The 17,429-nt window shown below is 49.4% G+C and carries 15 protein-coding genes; 2 read left to right on the forward strand and 13 right to left on the reverse strand.

Annotated features, from left to right (window positions below; translation table 11 throughout):
- Positions 1-189: 189 nt before the first annotated feature.
- Positions 190-1,935, forward strand: coding sequence for an ATP-binding protein (locus ABC502_RS03285; protein ID WP_330086728.1), 1,746 nt, complete (start codon positions 190-192; stop codon positions 1,933-1,935).
- Between the two features lie 78 nt (positions 1,936-2,013).
- Positions 2,014-2,913: a recombination-associated protein RdgC gene (locus ABC502_RS03290; RefSeq protein ID WP_330086727.1), complete on the forward strand. Its 900-nt coding sequence runs from the start codon at positions 2,014-2,016 to the stop codon at positions 2,911-2,913.
- Positions 2,914-2,940: 27 nt separating this feature from the next.
- Here ABC502_RS03290 and ABC502_RS03295 read toward each other — a convergent pair whose 3' ends face one another.
- The 13 genes from ABC502_RS03295 to fabV all read right to left on the reverse strand — a co-directional run bounded on the left by ABC502_RS03295 (position 2,941) and on the right by fabV (position 17,286).
- Positions 2,941-3,780: an HDOD domain-containing protein gene (locus ABC502_RS03295; protein WP_345914872.1), complete on the reverse strand. Its 840-nt coding sequence runs from the start codon at positions 3,778-3,780 to the stop codon at positions 2,941-2,943.
- Between the two features lie 28 nt (positions 3,781-3,808).
- Positions 3,809-4,234 carry an HIT domain-containing protein gene (locus tag ABC502_RS03300; RefSeq protein WP_330086725.1) on the reverse strand — a complete coding sequence of 142 codons (426 nt, stop codon included), beginning with the start codon at positions 4,232-4,234 and terminating at the stop codon, positions 3,809-3,811.
- Positions 4,227-6,878 (reverse strand): ATP-binding protein, encoded by a 2,652-nt coding sequence (locus ABC502_RS03305; protein ID WP_345914873.1) that lies wholly within the window; start codon positions 6,876-6,878, stop codon positions 4,227-4,229. The genes ABC502_RS03300 and ABC502_RS03305 overlap by 8 nt, the downstream gene beginning before the upstream one ends.
- 115 nt (positions 6,879-6,993) lie before the next feature.
- A complete protein-coding gene (locus ABC502_RS03310; protein ID WP_345914874.1) occupies positions 6,994-8,541 on the reverse strand; it encodes a leucyl aminopeptidase family protein in 1,548 nt (515 codons plus the stop codon).
- Between the two features lie 111 nt (positions 8,542-8,652).
- Positions 8,653-8,865 (reverse strand): (Na+)-NQR maturation NqrM, encoded by a 213-nt coding sequence (nqrM, locus tag ABC502_RS03315; protein WP_330086722.1) that lies wholly within the window; start codon positions 8,863-8,865, stop codon positions 8,653-8,655.
- Positions 8,862-9,911, reverse strand: coding sequence for an FAD:protein FMN transferase (locus ABC502_RS03320; RefSeq protein WP_345914875.1), 1,050 nt, complete (start codon positions 9,909-9,911; stop codon positions 8,862-8,864). The genes nqrM and ABC502_RS03320 overlap by 4 nt, the downstream gene beginning before the upstream one ends.
- Before the next feature lie 9 nt (positions 9,912-9,920).
- Positions 9,921-11,147, reverse strand: a complete 1,227-nt coding sequence (nqrF, locus tag ABC502_RS03325) for an NADH:ubiquinone reductase (Na(+)-transporting) subunit F (RefSeq protein WP_330086720.1) — start codon at positions 11,145-11,147, stop codon at positions 9,921-9,923.
- A 19-nt stretch (positions 11,148-11,166) separates the two neighbouring features.
- On the reverse strand, positions 11,167-11,781 hold the full coding sequence (gene nqrE / locus ABC502_RS03330; protein ID WP_330086719.1) for an NADH:ubiquinone reductase (Na(+)-transporting) subunit E: 615 nt from the start codon (positions 11,779-11,781) through the stop codon (positions 11,167-11,169).
- An 11-nt stretch (positions 11,782-11,792) separates the two neighbouring features.
- A complete protein-coding gene (locus ABC502_RS03335; RefSeq protein ID WP_330086718.1) occupies positions 11,793-12,422 on the reverse strand; it encodes an NADH:ubiquinone reductase (Na(+)-transporting) subunit D in 630 nt (209 codons plus the stop codon).
- A complete protein-coding gene (locus ABC502_RS03340; RefSeq protein ID WP_330086717.1) occupies positions 12,415-13,203 on the reverse strand; it encodes a Na(+)-translocating NADH-quinone reductase subunit C in 789 nt (262 codons plus the stop codon). Before ABC502_RS03340 ends, ABC502_RS03335 begins: the two co-directional genes overlap by 8 nt.
- Positions 13,196-14,398: an NADH:ubiquinone reductase (Na(+)-transporting) subunit B gene (locus ABC502_RS03345; RefSeq protein ID WP_330086716.1), complete on the reverse strand. Its 1,203-nt coding sequence runs from the start codon at positions 14,396-14,398 to the stop codon at positions 13,196-13,198. Before ABC502_RS03345 ends, ABC502_RS03340 begins: the two co-directional genes overlap by 8 nt.
- 2 nt (positions 14,399-14,400) lie before the next feature.
- Positions 14,401-15,738, reverse strand: a complete 1,338-nt coding sequence (locus ABC502_RS03350) for a Na(+)-translocating NADH-quinone reductase subunit A (protein WP_330086715.1) — start codon at positions 15,736-15,738, stop codon at positions 14,401-14,403.
- Positions 15,739-16,092: 354 nt separating this feature from the next.
- The gene (gene fabV, locus ABC502_RS03355) at positions 16,093-17,286 is read right to left on the reverse strand and encodes an enoyl-ACP reductase FabV (RefSeq protein WP_345915132.1); all 1,194 of its coding nucleotides are present in this window, start codon (positions 17,284-17,286) and stop codon (positions 16,093-16,095) included.
- Positions 17,287-17,429: the final 143 nt, after the last annotated feature.

The raw sequence follows: 17,429 nt of genomic DNA on the forward strand, positions 1-17,429 counted from the left end.
CAGCGAGAAACCAATGCAGGTGTTCGCGGCAAATAATTTTGAAAAATAAGCTATATTCAAATGGCTAGCCACATGCATTGTCACCGGACACCGCTCTGGCAGCAAGCCAGCCACAATCGGCCAATGATCAGAGTACGAAGCCACACCAGGGAAGTACCCTATGCAGCACTGTTATAAAAGGGCGACATAATGCATCAACGAAGTTTATCCAGAACTCTGCTGACCAAAGTATTGTCGGTTTATTTTATTCTGACTTTTATCGTTACCCTGGCACAGATCGGCGCGGAATACTTCAATACCAAGCGATATATCAACAGTGAACTTGCAACCTTACAACAAACTTTCTCCGGCAGCCTGACCCGGGCCATCTGGGAGCTCAATACGCAACAGGCGCTGGTCATTGCCGATGGTCTGCTCGCTATCCCTGCCGTCGAAGGCATTATAGTGCGGGATGATACCGGCACAGTGATTACACAGCTGGGCAGGCACGTTGATATCAGTCAGCGCCATGGTTCGGAGTTGGTTCGCGAAGGCATTCAATTAACAGAGCAGCAATCAGGGCTCTTTGGTTACACCTTTCCACTCATCTTTGAGTTTTCTGGCCGGGCAACTCAAGTAGGCGATGTTACGCTTTTCTCCAGCCGGGCTATCGTGATTGATCGCATCAAAATAGGTATTTTCTTCCTGATAGGGAATGCCATGCTCAAAACTACCTTTCTGATTATGTTATTCCTGGTAGCCTTTCGAAATTATCTGACAGAACCATTGAATGAGCTAACACAGCAAATTGAAACCCTGGAAATGGATCACCTCGAAGGCATCCGCATTGCTTCCAACCAAAGCAAAAGGAGCACGGAACTAAGTGTCATGGCCACAGCCTTTAACCGTCTGATCCGCCGGGTACAAGATTATAAATCAGAGCTTGAGAGTACCCAAAAAGAACTGCTGCTAAGTAATGAGAAACTGGATCAACATAATTTAGTGCTGGAACAGGAAGTAGCACGCAAGACCTCAGGCCTGAGCAAGGCGATGATGGATTTACAACAACAAAAGCAACAGTTAGAAATCAAGCAGCAAAGCTTAAAAGAAGAAATAGAGCGCCGCCGCCATATTGAGGACGCGCTGCGTAATAAACAATCCGAACTGGAAAGTCTGGTGGATGATTTAAAGCAGACACAGGATCGGTTAGTCCAATCGGAAAAAATGGCCGCACTGGGTGGTCTGGTAGCCGGTATCACCCACGAAGTAAATACCCCGGTGGGTATTGGCGTGACTGCAACCAGCTTTTTATCTGAGAAAATTCAGGCGTTGCAAAAAGCGTATCAGGACAAAACCTTGTCGCCTAGAAATCTGGAACAATTTATTGCCGAAGCCAGTGAAACAGCCTGCCTGCTGGAATCCAATTTGAACCGCGCTTCTGATCTTATCGCCAGCTTTAAACAAATCGCCGTCGACCAGACCAGTGAAGCCATCCGTACCATCCAGTTAAGCACTTACTTACAGGAAATCATTCGTTCTTTATTGCCACACTTCAAAAAAACCAAGCATCAGATCGAAGTTAACTGCCCCAAGGATTTACAGCTAACCTGTCCGGCAGGCGCCATCTCGCAGATTTTTACCAATTTACTGATGAACTCACTGATCCATGGTTTTGAGGATATGGAGCAAGGGGAGATACGCATTACCGTTCTGGATGAAGGTGACGATATTGATATTCGATTCAGTGACAATGGCAAAGGCCTGAACGATGAACAGCTGGAAAAACTATTTCATCCATTTTTTACCACCAAACGCGGAGCCGGCGGCAGTGGCTTAGGAACCCATATCACCTACAACCTGGTACGACAAACCCTGAAGGGAAGTATTGATGTCAACAGCGAGCCAGGGAAAGGTCTGCACTACCATATCCGCTTTCCTAAAAAGCTCGATACTTAACCAAACCGCAGCCGGCAGGTTTCATCCTGGCTGCGACACAGGCTATACTGACTGCTTTGTGGTAGTTCAGAGTATGCTATGTGGTTTAAAAATCTTCGCGTCTATCAATTAAGTTCCCCCTTATCCCTGGAGTTACCGGCTCTTGAGCAAGCGTTGGCAGAGTTCAGCTTTACACCTTGCAGCGGCCAGCAACAATCCAGCCAGGGTTTTACCTTCCCATTTGAATCAGCTCAAAGCTATTGCTACCAGAATCAGCATTATCTGTTTTTTGCGGTCAAACGCCAGGATAAAATCTTGCCTGCAGCCGTGGTACAAGAAGAGATGCAACCCAGACTGGCAGCATTGGAAGCTGAAAAAGCCCGGGCTCTGAGCCGTAAAGAAAAAGACAGTGTAAAAGAGGATGTTACTTTTGAGCTGCTGCCTCGTGCTTTTAGTAAAAGCCAGGTCGTGCTGGCTTGCTTTGATCAAAGCAAACAACGCATTCTGATCAATACCAGCAGCAGTAGCCGGGCCGAAGATGTCCTGGCCCTGCTGCGCAAAGCAATCGGCTCCTTACCAGCACTGCCCTGGCTGGATCCATACCACCTGGGCAGTTGCCTGCAGCAATGGCTGCAAGCAGAGCAGTTGCCACACTCTTTTCAACTGGGTAATGAGGTAGAGCTAAAAGCTCCGGATGAAGAAGGAGCCAAAGTACGCTTTAGCAACCACCTGCTGACAACTGAAGAGGTGTTAAGTCATTTGGAAGACAAACAGGTTACCCGCCTCGAACTGCAGCAGGAAGAAGGGCTCAGCCTAAAAATCTGTGACGATGGCAGCCTGAAAAGTATCCGTTACCACGACAGCATTAGTGGTAAAAATGACGAGCTCGGTTGGGAAGATGCAGACGTACGATTGGCAGCCGATACCTTACTGATGGCGTCTACCTTAACAGCCATGCTGGACCAGATTGCCCAGGTTGTCAGCAGCAAGCAAGGCTAAACTGCCAGCCCCCACATAGCCACTGCATCAGGAAAAAATTGAGCGTACATCCTGATAGACAGTGGCAATGGCGGGCTCTTGCATAAAATCGGCATCCGGTAATATACCTTGCTGAATGTAGTGTTCCAGCAGCTTATGTTGTAACTCTGGTCGCGGATAGCCCCCCTGAGCAATGGTCGCGATTCGTACAAAGTCGATATAATCCGGCTGAGCTGAGATAGTTGCCTGCTGCCAGCCAGTGATCACGCCTTGGTAGGTGTCATCAAAGCCCCAGGCTTTCATGATCGCCAAACCAATGTGCGGTGACAGCTTTAGCATTAAATGTTTTAGAAACCCTGGATGGCCAAATACATCCTGATGTCTTTCAGCTTCCGCCAGAATTGGCAGCAAACCAATGTGGTGCAATAAAGCCGCCAATGTCATTACATCCAGGCTTAAACGGCATTGCTTTTGCTGCATCCGATAATAACTCAAACAAGCTACAGCAATACTGGTAACCTGGACAGTATCCCGCCAGGCTTTATCCAGCATGCTCTGAATATGGCTACTTTGGCTAATAAATAACTGCTCCATGGCCATGGCTGTAGCAATGGTTTTGATCTGGCTTAGGCCAATACGTGTCACGGCCTGATTCAATGTAGCGACTTTGATCGCGCGCCCCAAAAATGCACTGTTGGCTACCCGAATCACACGGGTGGCCAGTGCTGGATCCAAGCTGATAACTTCCGCCATGGCTGCCAAACTAACCTCCGGGCAATCAGCAATGTTGCGCACCCGAAGTGCTATTTCAGGCAAGGTAGGCAACAACAAGGTGTCAGTATGCAGCTTTTCAATCAGGATACTGGCCAAGGCATGTTCAGTGGACATAACGACCTCACTTGGGCAATGGATTGTGTTAGCACCATCTTGGCAGGCTAAGCAACCAAAGCGTAATCTGTTGTTGCAACTGTTCATCCGTATATGGTTGCATCTTTGCTACTCCCCACACTGGCGCAGGCCAGGCGGCATCGGTCCGGAAGCGGGCAATATGATGAATATGCAATTGCGGGACTAGATTACCCAGGGCAGCAATATTTAATTTATCAGGTCGAAAGGTCTCTTGCAGCCACAGGCTCAACTGCCGGCTTTCCTGCTGGTACTGCAGGTAGTCGTGCTCCGGCAGATCAGTCAACTCTTTAAGTCCATTGCGTCGTGGTACCAGCAAAAACCAGGGGTATTGCTGATCGTTTATAACCCGTAACTGGCACAAAGGCCAATCAACAATAAAACAACTGTCTTGCTGCAAAGGACTAGCCAACAGAAAGCCTTGTGGCTCAGACATTGCTTAACTCCTCCAATATAATAACCTGCATCTGCTGCACAAGGCGAAGACAGCTCTCCGCCGCTTGCTGTTGGGCCATAAGCTCCAACTCAGATGCCAGCTCGGTTAGGTTGGCAAAACCCATGCTGCCGGCACTGCCTTTTAAGCTGTGCGCTTCAAATGCCAATTTTGTCCAGTCAGACTCCAGACATGCAGTTTCCAGTATAGCGATGAGCTCTGGTAGCTTGCTACGGAAACTCTCCTGCAACGCCTGAATCGCCGGATCCTCCGCCAGCTTCCGCTCAAACTCCTGGTAGGAGTCACTTGCTTTTGTATCACAACGATACGTTTGTATTAGCTGCAAAAACTGTTTTTGATTAATGGGTTTGGATAATACCGCCTGGCAACCCGACCGCTTATAACGCTCAATATCCTCGCTCATAACATTGGCCGTGACAGCAATAATGGGCGTTTGAATACCAGCATGACGAATAAGCTCTGTGGCCTCCTCCCCCCCCATTTCCGGCATTTGCATATCCATAAAAATTAAATCAAAGTCCTGGCTCAGTACCTGCTCAACTGCCTGGTAGCCATTTTCTACCATCACATGAGTGGCTTGTACCTGTTGCAGCAGCAAGCCAAGCAACAACTGATTGTCCGCATTATCTTCTGCCACCAGAATATGCAATGGACACTGATCATGCACCAAAGGCTCAAGCTTGGTAGTTAGCGGGGGCTGGTATTCATTGACCAGCTGCACATCCATACCGCTGCAATCCAACTCAATCTCAAAGTTACTGCCGATCCCTTTAACGCTATCAACCCGGATATCTCCCCCCATCTGCTGGATCAACTTCTTCGAAATACACAGACCAAGGCCAGTACCACCAAAATGGCGTGTCACGGTGGAGTCTGCCTGAACAAAGGGCTGAAATAGCCTGGATAGTTCGCCAGCAGCAATACCAATACCGGTATCTTTGACCGCAATCCTGAGCTTCTGTGTCATTAACTCAAAGTCTACCCGAATGATGATCTTGCCTTGCTGAGTAAACTTGACTGCGTTGCTGGTAAGATTCAGCAGCACCTGACGAAACCGAACCTCATCGGTCACCAGGAACTCGGGCAGTGGGTAGCGCAATTGCAGCTCGCAATCCAGATCCTTGGCGTCAGCCTGTGTCAGCGTAAGCTGATAGACATCATCAATAATTTCGAGGCAATGAAAGCGCTCTGCCATCAGTTCCAGTTTATCCGCCTCAATCTTTGACAAATCAAGAATATCATTAATCAGATTTAATAAGTGCTGGCTGCTTTTCAATACCCGCAGTTGATAGTCCTGGATCCGCTGCAGGTTGTCTTCCTGCACACTCTGCTCACTGAAGCCGATAATTGCAGTCAAAGGTGTACGTATTTCATGGCTCATATTGGCCAGAAATACGCTTTTTAACCGACTTGCCTGTTCAGCAGTTTCCCGGGCAATAATGAGTTCGTGGTTAGCGGCAGCTAAATCATCGTTGGCACGCGCCAAGTCCTGTGTGCGTTTTAATACTTTCTCTTCCAATTGCTGCTTGTAGGCACGCTCACGCTCACGGTAGACCCGGAGTTGCCGTACCATCACATTAAAAGCGGCAAACATATCTCCCAACTCGTCCTGCTTTTGCACCGGTAATAAAGTCGATAAATCGCCCCGACCAACAGCCGTTTTGGCTAAGGTTAACTGCCGGATAGGTGCAAACACATGACGGATCAACAGCCAGTAGATGCTAAAAGGCAGCAGCAGTATGATAAACAGCAATAAGCCTGCAATCACCCAGGGAAATTTAACCGTATCGGCCATTAACTCATGTTGATTTATCCCTAATAAAAGCTGGAAGCCCCCAGGCAGCTCTGCACCTGACAGCAACATCCGCTGCCCCAGTAAATTGCCATGAATCATTTCAGCTTGTTGCATGCTCTGTTGAATGGTACGAAAGTGGCTTGGCGCAAAAGTGCTACCAATCAGTTGGGTACGATCAGAAAAAGCAATAATTGCGGCAGGGCTTATTATCAAAGAAATACTGCCAGGTGTTAGTTGCTGAGCTAAGATCCTGGTAAGTTCCAATGGCTCAAGGCTCAATACCAGATAACCCCATAGCTGCCTCGAATCCACAGCAGATTGCTGACTCAAATAGACCTTACGGGCCAGATAAAGCCGCTGTTGGTTGGTTTCAGGCTCGATAGCAAAAAAAAAGCTTTCATCGCGGATCATGCTTTGCAATCGGGTTAGATGCCTTTGCCGCCCGCTGCTCTGCTGCTTGATCCGCTCATCTGCCGACAGCATTAACTCCGTCATGCCGTTAAGCCGCAACAGTTTAATCGAATACCCAGACTGCGGTTGCCGCTGCAGAAACTCTTGCCACTCTTGCAATAAAGGTTGATCACTGTTGCCTGACTGGCCGATATACTCTTGCAAGGCCTTGCTATGAATAAGCTCAGTCATGCGGTGACTCAGCGCTTGCAAATCATTGCTAATCGCCAACTGCTGTTGATGAAGAAAGGTAGATGCTTGTAAATTTGCCTGCTGCCAATAATACGATTGGCTGTATTTGATCGCAAGCACACCAAAAAAAAGAGCTGGCAATAACAGCAAAGGGATCAGGTAAACCAGAAGTGTTTGTCGTAATCTCATTGCCAGGTAGTCTACCGCTACTAGTGTCCTTGTCAGTAAATAGCATACTCAGCATTGCCGGGCAGAACAAGCTTTGTGCAGCACCAGGCTACACAAAGCCAAGCTAGCTGTGTCTTTAACTACTGAGGGTACTGGCAAGCAAAGCCAGTATAGGGGCTGCAGAGGGTTTACCGTGGATCCAGTCCCCCCCATCAACACCACTACCGGCAATGTCCAGATGCAGATAGGGTATGGGTTTAGCCTGATGCTGGCCGTGCGCTGACAAACCTGAAGCCTCCACCAAAAATGCCATCGGGAACTGGTGTCCCCGCACCGTGACCGATGAAGCCGCATTGTTACAGCTCAAAACATCTTCGGCAGCAGATTTGGCCTGAATAAATTGAAAGTCCTCACGCCGGCTACGGGAAATTTCGCAAGGATCACCCCAGATATCTCCCTGCTGCTGCAGGGTCGAAGCCAACTGCAGTAAACGGGCTGGCCCATTCTCAACCAGGGCGGTATAAGGCCCGACAGCACGGGCTGCATGACCGGTTAAGGTGGCAATCGAAAAGATCTGTGGTGTCACTTCATTCAGTGCCTGTTCCCGCAAATGCGACAGCAAATCGGCCAGCACCAGACGTCCTTCAGCGTCGGTATTGCCAATGCGGACCCGCACCCCGGCATGACTGGTAAGTACCTCATCCGGCACAAAAGCATCGGAGCCAATGCTATTACGCACAGCACCAATTTCGGCCACCACCTTGATGCCTTGCGGCTTTAAACCGGCAATGGCCAGCATAAAGCCAGCCACAGCAGCACCACCACCTTTATCCCGGCTCATGCCTGCCATACTGCCGCCCACTTTAAGATCAGCGCCACCGGTGTCGTACACCAGGCCTTTACCTGCCAACAGTAATGTTTGTGCCACAGCCCCGTCCGGGTTGTAGATCAGACGGATCACAGCAGGGTGATGACGCTTCACAGCCAGCGAGCTGCGTGCGACAGCCATCATCAGCGGATAGTCCCGTTGCAAAGTGGCTATATCCGTCACCACTTCCACCTGCACAGCACTGCCTGCAAAGGCTTCCTGACAGTAAGCGGCAAAGTTGAGTGCACTCATCCGCTCTGGTTCAGTACCGGCCAGATCACGGGCCAACCTTCTGCCTGCTTCAATCGCCATCAACTCCTCTGCCTGCTCAGCAGCAATGCCACACAAACCAATGCGCTGAACCGGCTCAAGCTTTTCTTCCCCCACCACTTCACGACCTTCCAACGGTTGCCATAAGGCCTGGCACATTGCCAGGTAGCTGACAGCCGCGGCTTGTTGGTACAAAGGACTTTGCTGTGGTTCAACCCAAAGCAGTGGCGCTTTCGCCCCCATGTCTTTGGCAACTTGTATCGCTTGCTTGGCTGCATCGGCATAACTGCGGACATCATCGTAGTCACGATCCAAAGTCCCAATAGGCGCCAAAATCAATCGCTGCCCAGGCACAAGGCTACAGGCGAGGCTTGCCAGCTGTTGGCCTATGCGTTGATCGACTTGAGCGGCCGTCTGGAGCACTTCGGCCAAAGGGCTAAGCTCTGGGTGATTAAAGTCGCTGGCAAGCACTATCAGTGCATCGAACTCTGTTTCAGTTAGCGCGGATTGCAGTGATGCCACCGCGGTGAGGTGTGGATAAGACATAATGGCTTCCATCGGGATAAAAAGTCATTATTTCTGAAAACAAAAAGCAGAACAAGCCAAATGCAGCCTTTGTGGCAGTACAACTGGCAGTTCTGCTTTACGATAACAAGCTCAAATAATTTTATTGTCTTGCCAGAACTGTTCTTTCTTCATTCTGGCCTGGCGTTTCTCACAAGGATTGTCGCAGTCACAGGCTTTCTCAACCCCAATAGCACCCAGCCCACCACAGCTGCCGCTGATGGTTTTGCGTTGAACCAGATACCCTACGGCCATAGCAACGACTACCAGCAACAAAATAACAAAAGTCAGTAAAAAAGTACTCATAGTGACGTCGCTCCACCTGACTGCACAAAAGATTCAAACGTATCGCTGACACGTTCAACAAAGCCATCATCCGTCTTCACAATCAGTATCGCAGCCAGACCAATGCGGTTGGCAAAAGCCAATGCCTCATCAGCATCCATAATCAGCAATGCTGTGGAATAACCATCCGCCACCATACAGGACTCGTGTAATACGGTACTGGATACCACCCGTCCCTGCGTAGGTCTGCCGGTTCGTGGATCCAATATATGTGAATAACGCACCCCATCCTGCTCGAAGTAGTTGCGGTAATCACCCGCCGTGGCCAATGCCAAATCACCAGGCTCAATAATGCGTTGTACCGCCCGCCCATCAGCATCGGGCTTTTCAATGGCAATGCGCCAAGGCGTGCCATCGGGCTTTGGACCACGCGCGCGGATCTCACCACCAACCTCAACCAGATAGGCAGCAAAGCCTTTGCTATCCAGTAAATCAGCTACTCTGTCAACGCCATACCCTTTCGCTATGGTGGAAAGGTCCACCGAAACACGGGGGTCGGCTTTACTAAGCCAAAGCCCATCCAGAGTCAACTTATCAATGCCAACATAAGGCAGTATAGCCTGATACTGCTCACTCTCAGGTGCTCTGGTAATACGGCCTTCAGCACCAAAGCCCCAGAGCTCAACCAGAGGGCGGATAGTAACATCCAGCAAGCCCCCGGTTTCCAGGCCAACCCGGATCGACTCGGCTATGACCTCGGCTGTAGGCTCTGACAATAAAAATGGCTGCGTACTATGCCAGCGGTTAAAGCGCATCAATTCCGAGTCTGGAATATAAGTCGACATCAGTTGATTGACTAACTCCAACTCGGCATCGATCTCCACTTGCAAAGCGGCATAATCAACATCTTGCTCACCTGCAAAAATTGACACCACATAATAGGTACCCATGGTTTGACCATGCAAACGCTCAGGTGTTATCGGGCTGTCAGTTTGAACAGGGCTGCAAGAAACGAAAATGGCCAGCCCGATAAGGGCCAGCCAGAGTTTGTAGTGTACTTTCAACATAAGAAAGAATTAACCACCGAAGTCATCAAGCATGATGTTGTCGTCTTCAACACCCAAATCTTTCAGCATGTTGATCACGGCTTTGTTCATCATTGGCGGACCACACATGTAAAACTCACAATCTTCTGGTGCTTTGTGGTTCTTCAGGTAGTTCTCGTACAAGACATTGTGGATAAAGCCGGTGTAGCCTTCCCAGTTGTCTTCCGGTTGTGGATCCGATAAGGCCACATGCCAGGTAAAATTGTCGTTCTCGGCAGCCAGCATATCGAAATCTTCCACATAGAACATTTCACGGCTGGAACGAGCGCCATACCAGAACGACATTTTACGCTTGGATTTCAGGCGACGCAGCTGGTCAAAGATGTGCGAACGCATCGGTGCCATACCTGCACCACCACCGACGAATACCATTTCTGCTTCGGTTTCTTTGGCAAAGAACTCTCCAAACGGACCAGAAATCGTCACTTTATCGCCTTCTTTCAGACTCCAGATAAAGGAAGACATCTTACCGCAAGGCAGGGACAGGTTGTTTGGTGGCGGTGTAGCTATCCGCACGTTCAACATGATAATGCCTTCTTCTTCGGGGTAGTTCGCCATGGAATAGGCACGGATGGTTTCATCATCCACTTTGGATTCCAGGCTAAAGAAGTTAAAGCGGTCCCAATCGCCACGATATTCTTCTGGAATATCGAAGTCTTTGTACTTCACATGATGCGGTGGTGCTTCAATCTGAATGTAACCACCGGCACGGAAAGGTACCGATTCACCATCCGGAATGCGCAGTACCAGCTCTTTGATAAAGGTCGCTTTGTTGTCATTGGAGATGACTTCGCAATCCCATTTACGGATGCCGAAAACTTCATCTTCCACTTCGATTTCCATGTCACCTTTCACTGCAACCTGACAGGACAAACGACAACCTTCACGGGCTTCTTTTTTAGTAATGTGATCCAGTTCCGTTGGCAGAATTTCACCACCACCTGAGTGGACATGAACAGTACACTGCCCACAGGAACCACCACCACCACAAGCTGATGACAGGAAAATGCCTTTATCAGCCAGAACCCCCAGCAGTTTACTGCCAGGCTTGGTTTTGATGGCTTTTTCCGGATCACCATTGATCAGAATAGTGACTTCACCACTGGCAACCAGTTTGGATTTGGCGGCTAGAATGATGAAAACCAGGGCCACTACGACCACTGTAAACATCACTACGCCAAGAATTATCTCTTGCATCGTGTTTTCCTTCTACTGCTTACAATGAAACGCCGGAGAACGACATAAAGCCAAGACCCATCAGACCTACAATCAGGAACGTAGAGCCAAGGCCACGAATGCCGTGAGGCATATCAGCGTATTTCAGTTTCTCACGCACAGCGGCCAGCAAGGTAATCGCCAGCGCCCAGCCAACACCACTGCCCAGACCAAAAACCACGCTTTCTGCAAAGTTGTAATCCCGCTCTACCATGAAAGCAACACCACCGAAGATGGCGCAGTTTACTGTGATTAAAGGCAGGAAGATCCCCAGCGCGTTGTAAAGTGCCGGGAAAAACTTATCCAGTGTCATTTCCAGGATTTGCACCATGGCCGCGATAACGCCAATGTAAGTGATGAAACCCAGGAAGCTAAGATCAGCATCCGGGAAACCAGCCCAGGCTAAAGCACCAGGTGCCAACAGATTGTGGTATACCACGTTGTTGATTGGTACGGCTAAGCCTAGTACCACGATCACCGCGACACCCAAGCCAAAGGCAGTAGTGACTTTCTTGGACACTGCCAGGAAAGTACACATGCCAAGGAAAAACGCCAACGCCAGGTTTTCAATAAAGACAGCGCGGACAAATAAACCTAAATAATGTTCTAAACCCACTTGTCAGCTCCTTATGCCTGCTCAACCTGCTCTGGACGGAAAGTCCGCAGCACCCAAATAAAGAAGGCAATAATGATGAAAGCACTAGGTGCCAACAACAACATACCCATTGGCTGGTACCAGCCGCCTTCGCTTACCAGAGGCAGAATTTCCACACCAAACACTGAGCCGGCACCACCAAGTTCGCGGATAAAGGCAACCACCAGCAAGACCAGGCTGTAACCCAAGGCATTACCAAGGCCGTCCAGGAAACTCATGCCAGGCGAGCTTTTCATTGCATAGGCTTCAGCACGCCCCATCACAATGCAGTTGGTAATAATCAGACCAACAAACACCGACAGCTCTTTGGATACATCGTAAGCAAAGGCTTTTAGCAATTGGTCAACGATAATTACCAGGGAGGCAATGATGGTCATTTGCACAATGATCCGTACGCTGGACGGAATGTGATTACGGATAATCGAAATAAACAAGTTCGATAACGTCAGTACAAAGGTCAGTGCAAAGCACATCACCAGTGCTGTGGCCATCTGTGTTGTAACCGCCAGTGCAGAACAGACACCCAGCACCTGCAGTGCAATAGGGTTATTCGCAAAGACTGGGCCAAACAGGACGGTTTTAATTTCTTTTGCATTAGCCATTATTCAATGCTCCCTGATGAACTTTGCTCAGGAAAGGACCAAAGCCTTTCTCACCCATCCAGAAGGTAAAGGTATTTTGCACACCATTGGCCGTCAGGGTTGCGCCAGATAAGCCATCAATTTCATGGTTTGGATCTGAAGCATTGCCAGGACGCACAACGGTCAAAGCCAAGTTGCCTTGCTCATCAAACAGCTTTTTACCCTCAAACTGCCCAATCCAGCGTGGATTTTCAATTTCACCACCCAGGCCAGGTGTTTCACCCTGCTCGTAGTAGTTCATACCAATAATGGTATTGCCGTCTGTTTCCAGTGCGATAAAAGCATGCATGGTGGACCACAGACCATAGCCATGAACTGGCAACACAATGGATTTCAGCTCATTTGCATCATCACTTACCAGATAAACCGGTGCATAATGCGGCGCGCGGCGGATAGAAGCTACATCCTGCTGCTTGCTAAGCTGTGTGCTGAGTTCAGGATCTCGCCACGAAGCGCGGTAATCAAACTGCATCGGATCTTTCGTTGTGAACTCACCAGTTTCTAGATTAACAATCCGCGTTTCAACTCTATCCTTAAACAGCTGCTGGATTTGAGCGGTAGTTTCGCCACCTTTTAACACTTTGGCACTGCGCAAAATATTAGTCTGCGCATCCAACAACATATTGGCCTGCTGCAAAGGGCGCAGCTGCACTGCCGCTGTGGAAACCACAAAAGCACACACCAGGCATAAGGATATGACGACGATCAGTGTTTTGCTGATGGTATCGTTTTTACTAGACATTGCGTGCCAGCCTCCGTTTGATATTGGCCTGAGCCACGAAGAAATCAAATAATGGCGCGAACAGGTTCGCAAACAGGATCGCCAGCATCATGCCTTCCGGATACGCCGGGTTTACCACACGAATCATCACCACCATAAAGCCAATCAGAATACCGTAAGCCCATTTGCCCTGATTGGTGAATGATGCAGACACCGGATCGGTTGCCATAAAGAACATGCCGATTGCAAAGCCGCCAATCACTAAGTGCCAGTGCCAAGGCATGGCAAACAAGTGATTACTCTCTGAGCCAATGGCATTGAATAGCAAGGCAGTCAACACCATACCAACCATAACACCCAGCACAATACGCCAGGAGGCAATACGGAAGTAGATCAACGCCAAGCCACCAATCAATAGCGCCAGCGTCGAGGTTTCGCCGACAGAACCCGGAATAAAGCCATAGAAGGAATCCCACCACAGCTGCATATCACTGTAATCAAGGGTAGCATTTTGTCCCTGGCTGAGCAGAGTTGCTCCTGAATAACCATCGGCCACAGTCCAAACCGCATCACCGGAAATCTGCGCCGGATAGGCGAAGAACAGGAACGCTCGGCCAGCCAGCGCCGGGTTCAGGAAGTTACGGCCAGTACCACCAAAGACTTCTTTCGCAACCACCACACCAAAGGTAATACCCAGGGCCGCTTGCCACAGCGGAATGGTTGCAGGCAGGATCAGCGCAAACAAGATAGAAGTAACGAAGAAGCCTTCATTCACCTCGTGCTTACGCACCGAGGCAAACAGCACTTCCCAGAAACCACCCACCACAAAAACCGTGGCGTAAATTGGCAGGAACCAGCAAGCACCGTAGAGCATCTTCATGCCCCAACCAGAACTTTCCGTCAGACTACCACCAAGTAGATGGAAGATAGCGACCTGCCAGGTATCCGGCGTGCCAAAACCTTCCGCCAATGCTGCAACAGCCTGGTGTCCAACATTGAACATGCCAAAGAACAGGGCTGGAAACAAAGCCAGCCAAACAAAGATCATAATTCGCTTCAGGTCAATGCTATCGCGAACATGGGTCTTATTTTTGGTGACATAGCCCGGCGTATAAAGGACAGTAGCAATGGCCTCGTACAGCGCATACCACTTCTCGTATTTGCCGCCTTTTTCAAACTGCGGTTCAATGCGTTCTAAATAATGCTTTAAACTCATGATTAGCCTTCCTTCTGGATCGTCATCAGGCAGCTACGCAGAATGGAACCGTAGTCATACTTGCCTGGGCACACAAAGGTACACAGTGCCAAGTCTTCTTCGTCCAGTTCAAGGCAGCCAAGTGCCTGGGCACTGTCGGTATCACCGGAGCACAGATCACGCAACAACAAAGTGGGCAGAATATCCAATGGCATGACCCGCTCGTAATTACCGATCGGTACCATGGCACGGGCTGAGCCGTTGGTAGTAGTGGTCATGTTAAACAGCTTTTTAGAGCTTAGATGTCCTAAATAAGCACGGGTAACGGAAAACTTCTCGCTGCCCGGAGCAATCCAGCCTAAAAAGTGTTTCTCGCTGCCATCAGCTAACACCGACACTTGACTGTGGAAACGGCCCAGATAACCGTGCACACCATGCGCGGTAGTACCGGCCAGTACCGATCCTGAAATAATACGGTGTTCACCATCGGTAAGTTCACCGGCGGTCAATTCCTCGACAGAAGCACCCAGCACTGTTTTCAACAAGCGTGGAGATTTCACTACAGGACCGGCTAATGAAATAACACGTTCAGCAGGCAAATCGCCACTGGTAAACAACTTACCAATCGCAATCACATCCTGGTAACCAATGTGCCAGACCACTTTCTGAATGGAAGCACCTTCCAGAAAGTGAATGTGAGTCCCTGGCAAACCAGCAGGATGCGGCCCGGCGAACTCAGCAACCTCTACGCCTGTCACTGACGACACATCAGCACCTGCCTTTTTGCACAAGTACACTTTGCCATCGGTTAAATGCCGCAACACTGTCAGGCCATGCTGAAAGGAACTAGCCTGCGCCTTGATCACCACAGCAGGATCGGCAGCCAGCGGATGCGTATCCATCGCGGTGACAAAGATCGCTTTTGCGGTACTATCAATGGCTGGTGTCTGGCTAAATGGCCGGGTACGGAATGCAACCCATAAACCGGACTCAACCAGGTTTTTACGCACCTGTTCTGAGCTAAGGCTTACCAGTTGCTCTGGACTGTATTTCTCGAATTGCACAGCATCACTGCCCTGCACTTCAATCACTACAGACTGCAATACCCGTTTAGCACCACGGTTGATTTCAACCACTTTGCCCGCAGCCGGAGCCGTAAAAATAACACCAGGAGTTTTCTTGTCTTCAAACAAGCCCTGGCCTTTTTTTACGGTATCACCAACTTCGACCAACATGGTCGGACGCATACCATGAAACTCTTCGCCGAGCACGGCGACGCGTTTTATAGCAGGCCCGTCGGTTATCTCTTGTTTAGGACTGCCCGCGAGGGGAATGTCCAAGCCTTTTTTGAGTTTTATCATACGTACTTGCACTACTAGTTTGGGAAGAAACAGGTTTAGTTATTTCAGCTGCAGGCCTCGCAGCGCACCCGGCAGTTAGGGAACTTCCACGAAAATTGTGGCTCCTAAGTCGGATACACGTAGTAAAGGCGCGGATTTTACCATCAAACGCTACAGCTATCTATGTGATCCTAAAAATTTATCACGCTCGCATCCAATGCATTCTAGTCTAGTCAATTTGCGCAATTTTTCACCAAAATCCTGTTATTTTACTTGGTTAGACATGGCATCGCCATGCCAACTTTGGTCGTACTCACATTGCACACTGCGAACACAGCTGTAAAAAAGCCACCCGCAGGTGGCTGATACCAGGTATTAATCAAGCAATTGCTGCAAAGGTACTTCCGGGTTTACATCGGCTTCGTAATCCACCCCATCCACACCAAAACCAAACAGCTGTAAGAAGTCCTGATGGTAACCAGCATAGTCGGTCAGGGTATCAATGTTATCGGTCTCTACCTGCTGCCACAGTGCTTTTACTTCCGCTTGCACATGCTCAGCCAGTTCCTTAGTGTCCTGACGCAAGCGGCCAGCTTCATCCAACTGCGGTGAAGTTGCATACAATCCCTGACGGAACAAAGCATCAATTTGCTCAATACAGCCCTCATGGCTACCCTCTGCCTTCATCACCCGGTACAGCAAGGAGATATAGAGCGGCATAATCGGAATGGCAGAACTGGCCTGAGTCACCACCGCTTTGAGCGAGGCAACATAGGCTTTACCTTTCTTATCGGCCAGCTTAGCTGTCAAAGCCGCTGCAGCACGATCCAGATCCTCTTTCGCTTTCCCGATGGTGGCCTTGCCATAAATAGGCCAGGTCAGTTCCTTGCCGATGTAGGTATAAGCGACTGTCTGGCAGTTCTCGGCCAGCACACCTGCTGCATTCAATTGATCCAGCCAGCGCTCCCAGTCTTCCCCCCCCATCACTTTGACCGTATTGAAAATTTCATCTTCGTTGGCTGGCTCAACACTAACTTCTTCTATCACTCGCTTGCTGGTATTGAGGTTTTTTTCTGTGTAGGCTTTACCGATAGGTTTCAGTACCGAGCTGTAGATCTCGCCGGATACTGGATCTTTGCGCCGTGGGGCCGCCAGACTGTACACCACCAAATCAATTTTGCCCATTTCCTGCCGGATCACATCAATGGTTGTGGCTTTCAGTTCATCAGTAAAAGCATCCCCATTGATGTGCTTGCACCACAGGCCTGCTTTGCTGGCTTCCTGCTCGAAAGCAGCGGTGTTGTACCAGCCAGCCGAGGCTGTTTTGCTGGCCGTTGGTTCCTTTTCAAAGAAAATCCCCAGGGTTTTGGCACCCGAGCCAAAAGCTGCTGCAATACGAGATGCCAGACCATAGCCAGTAGAAGCGCCAATCACCAGCACATTTTTAGGCCCATTGCTGATAGCACCCTGCTGCTGTACGTACTCGATTTGTTGTTTTACATGGGCTGCACAGCCGGTTGGGTGGGCATTGGTACAGATAAAACCACGGATTTTTGGTTGAATTACCATCATTCAGTCCTGTTATTCAGTGAGGAAATTGCGACTAGTGTAAGACTTTAGCAGACAAAGCTGGTCGGATCAGGCAATTTTAACAGGCTGGCTGCCAGGTAGCGAGAAAAGCCCGACTACTATCGCTGCCACCCAAGCATGGA

It is taken from the genome of Alkalimonas sp. NCh-2 (assembly GCF_039631345.1).
GTDB classification, from domain to species: Bacteria; Pseudomonadota; Gammaproteobacteria; order Enterobacterales; family Alteromonadaceae; genus Alkalimonas; species Alkalimonas mucilaginosa.

Bases quoted from the DNA above. Each gene is read 5' to 3' on its own strand.
- ABC502_RS03300 (WP_330086725.1), bottom strand. From the start codon at position 4,234: ATGTCTGAGCCACAAGGCTTTCTGTTGGCTAGTCCTTTGCAGCAAGAC.
- nqrM (WP_330086722.1), bottom strand. From the start codon at position 8,865: ATGAGTACTTTTTTACTGACTTTTGTTATTTTGTTGCTGGTAGTCGTT.
- fabV (WP_345915132.1), bottom strand. From the start codon at position 17,286: ATGGTAATTCAACCAAAAATCCGTGGTTTTATCTGTACCAATGCCCAC.
- ABC502_RS03345 (WP_330086716.1), bottom strand. From the start codon at position 14,398: ATGAGTTTAAAGCATTATTTAGAACGCATTGAACCGCAGTTTGAAAAA.
- ABC502_RS03295 (WP_345914872.1), bottom strand. From the start codon at position 3,780: ATGTCCACTGAACATGCCTTGGCCAGTATCCTGATTGAAAAGCTGCAT.
- ABC502_RS03305 (WP_345914873.1), bottom strand. From the start codon at position 6,878: ATGAGATTACGACAAACACTTCTGGTTTACCTGATCCCTTTGCTGTTA.
- ABC502_RS03350 (WP_330086715.1), bottom strand. From the start codon at position 15,738: ATGATAAAACTCAAAAAAGGCTTGGACATTCCCCTCGCGGGCAGTCCT.
- ABC502_RS03320 (WP_345914875.1), bottom strand. From the start codon at position 9,911: ATGTTGAAAGTACACTACAAACTCTGGCTGGCCCTTATCGGGCTGGCC.
- nqrF (WP_330086720.1), bottom strand. From the start codon at position 11,147: ATGCAAGAGATAATTCTTGGCGTAGTGATGTTTACAGTGGTCGTAGTG.
- ABC502_RS03335 (WP_330086718.1), bottom strand. From the start codon at position 12,422: ATGGCTAATGCAAAAGAAATTAAAACCGTCCTGTTTGGCCCAGTCTTT.
- ABC502_RS03290 (WP_330086727.1), top strand. From the start codon at position 2,014: ATGTGGTTTAAAAATCTTCGCGTCTATCAATTAAGTTCCCCCTTATCC.
- ABC502_RS03285 (WP_330086728.1), top strand. From the start codon at position 190: ATGCATCAACGAAGTTTATCCAGAACTCTGCTGACCAAAGTATTGTCG.
- ABC502_RS03340 (WP_330086717.1), bottom strand. From the start codon at position 13,203: ATGTCTAGTAAAAACGATACCATCAGCAAAACACTGATCGTCGTCATA.
- ABC502_RS03310 (WP_345914874.1), bottom strand. From the start codon at position 8,541: ATGTCTTATCCACACCTCACCGCGGTGGCATCACTGCAATCCGCGCTA.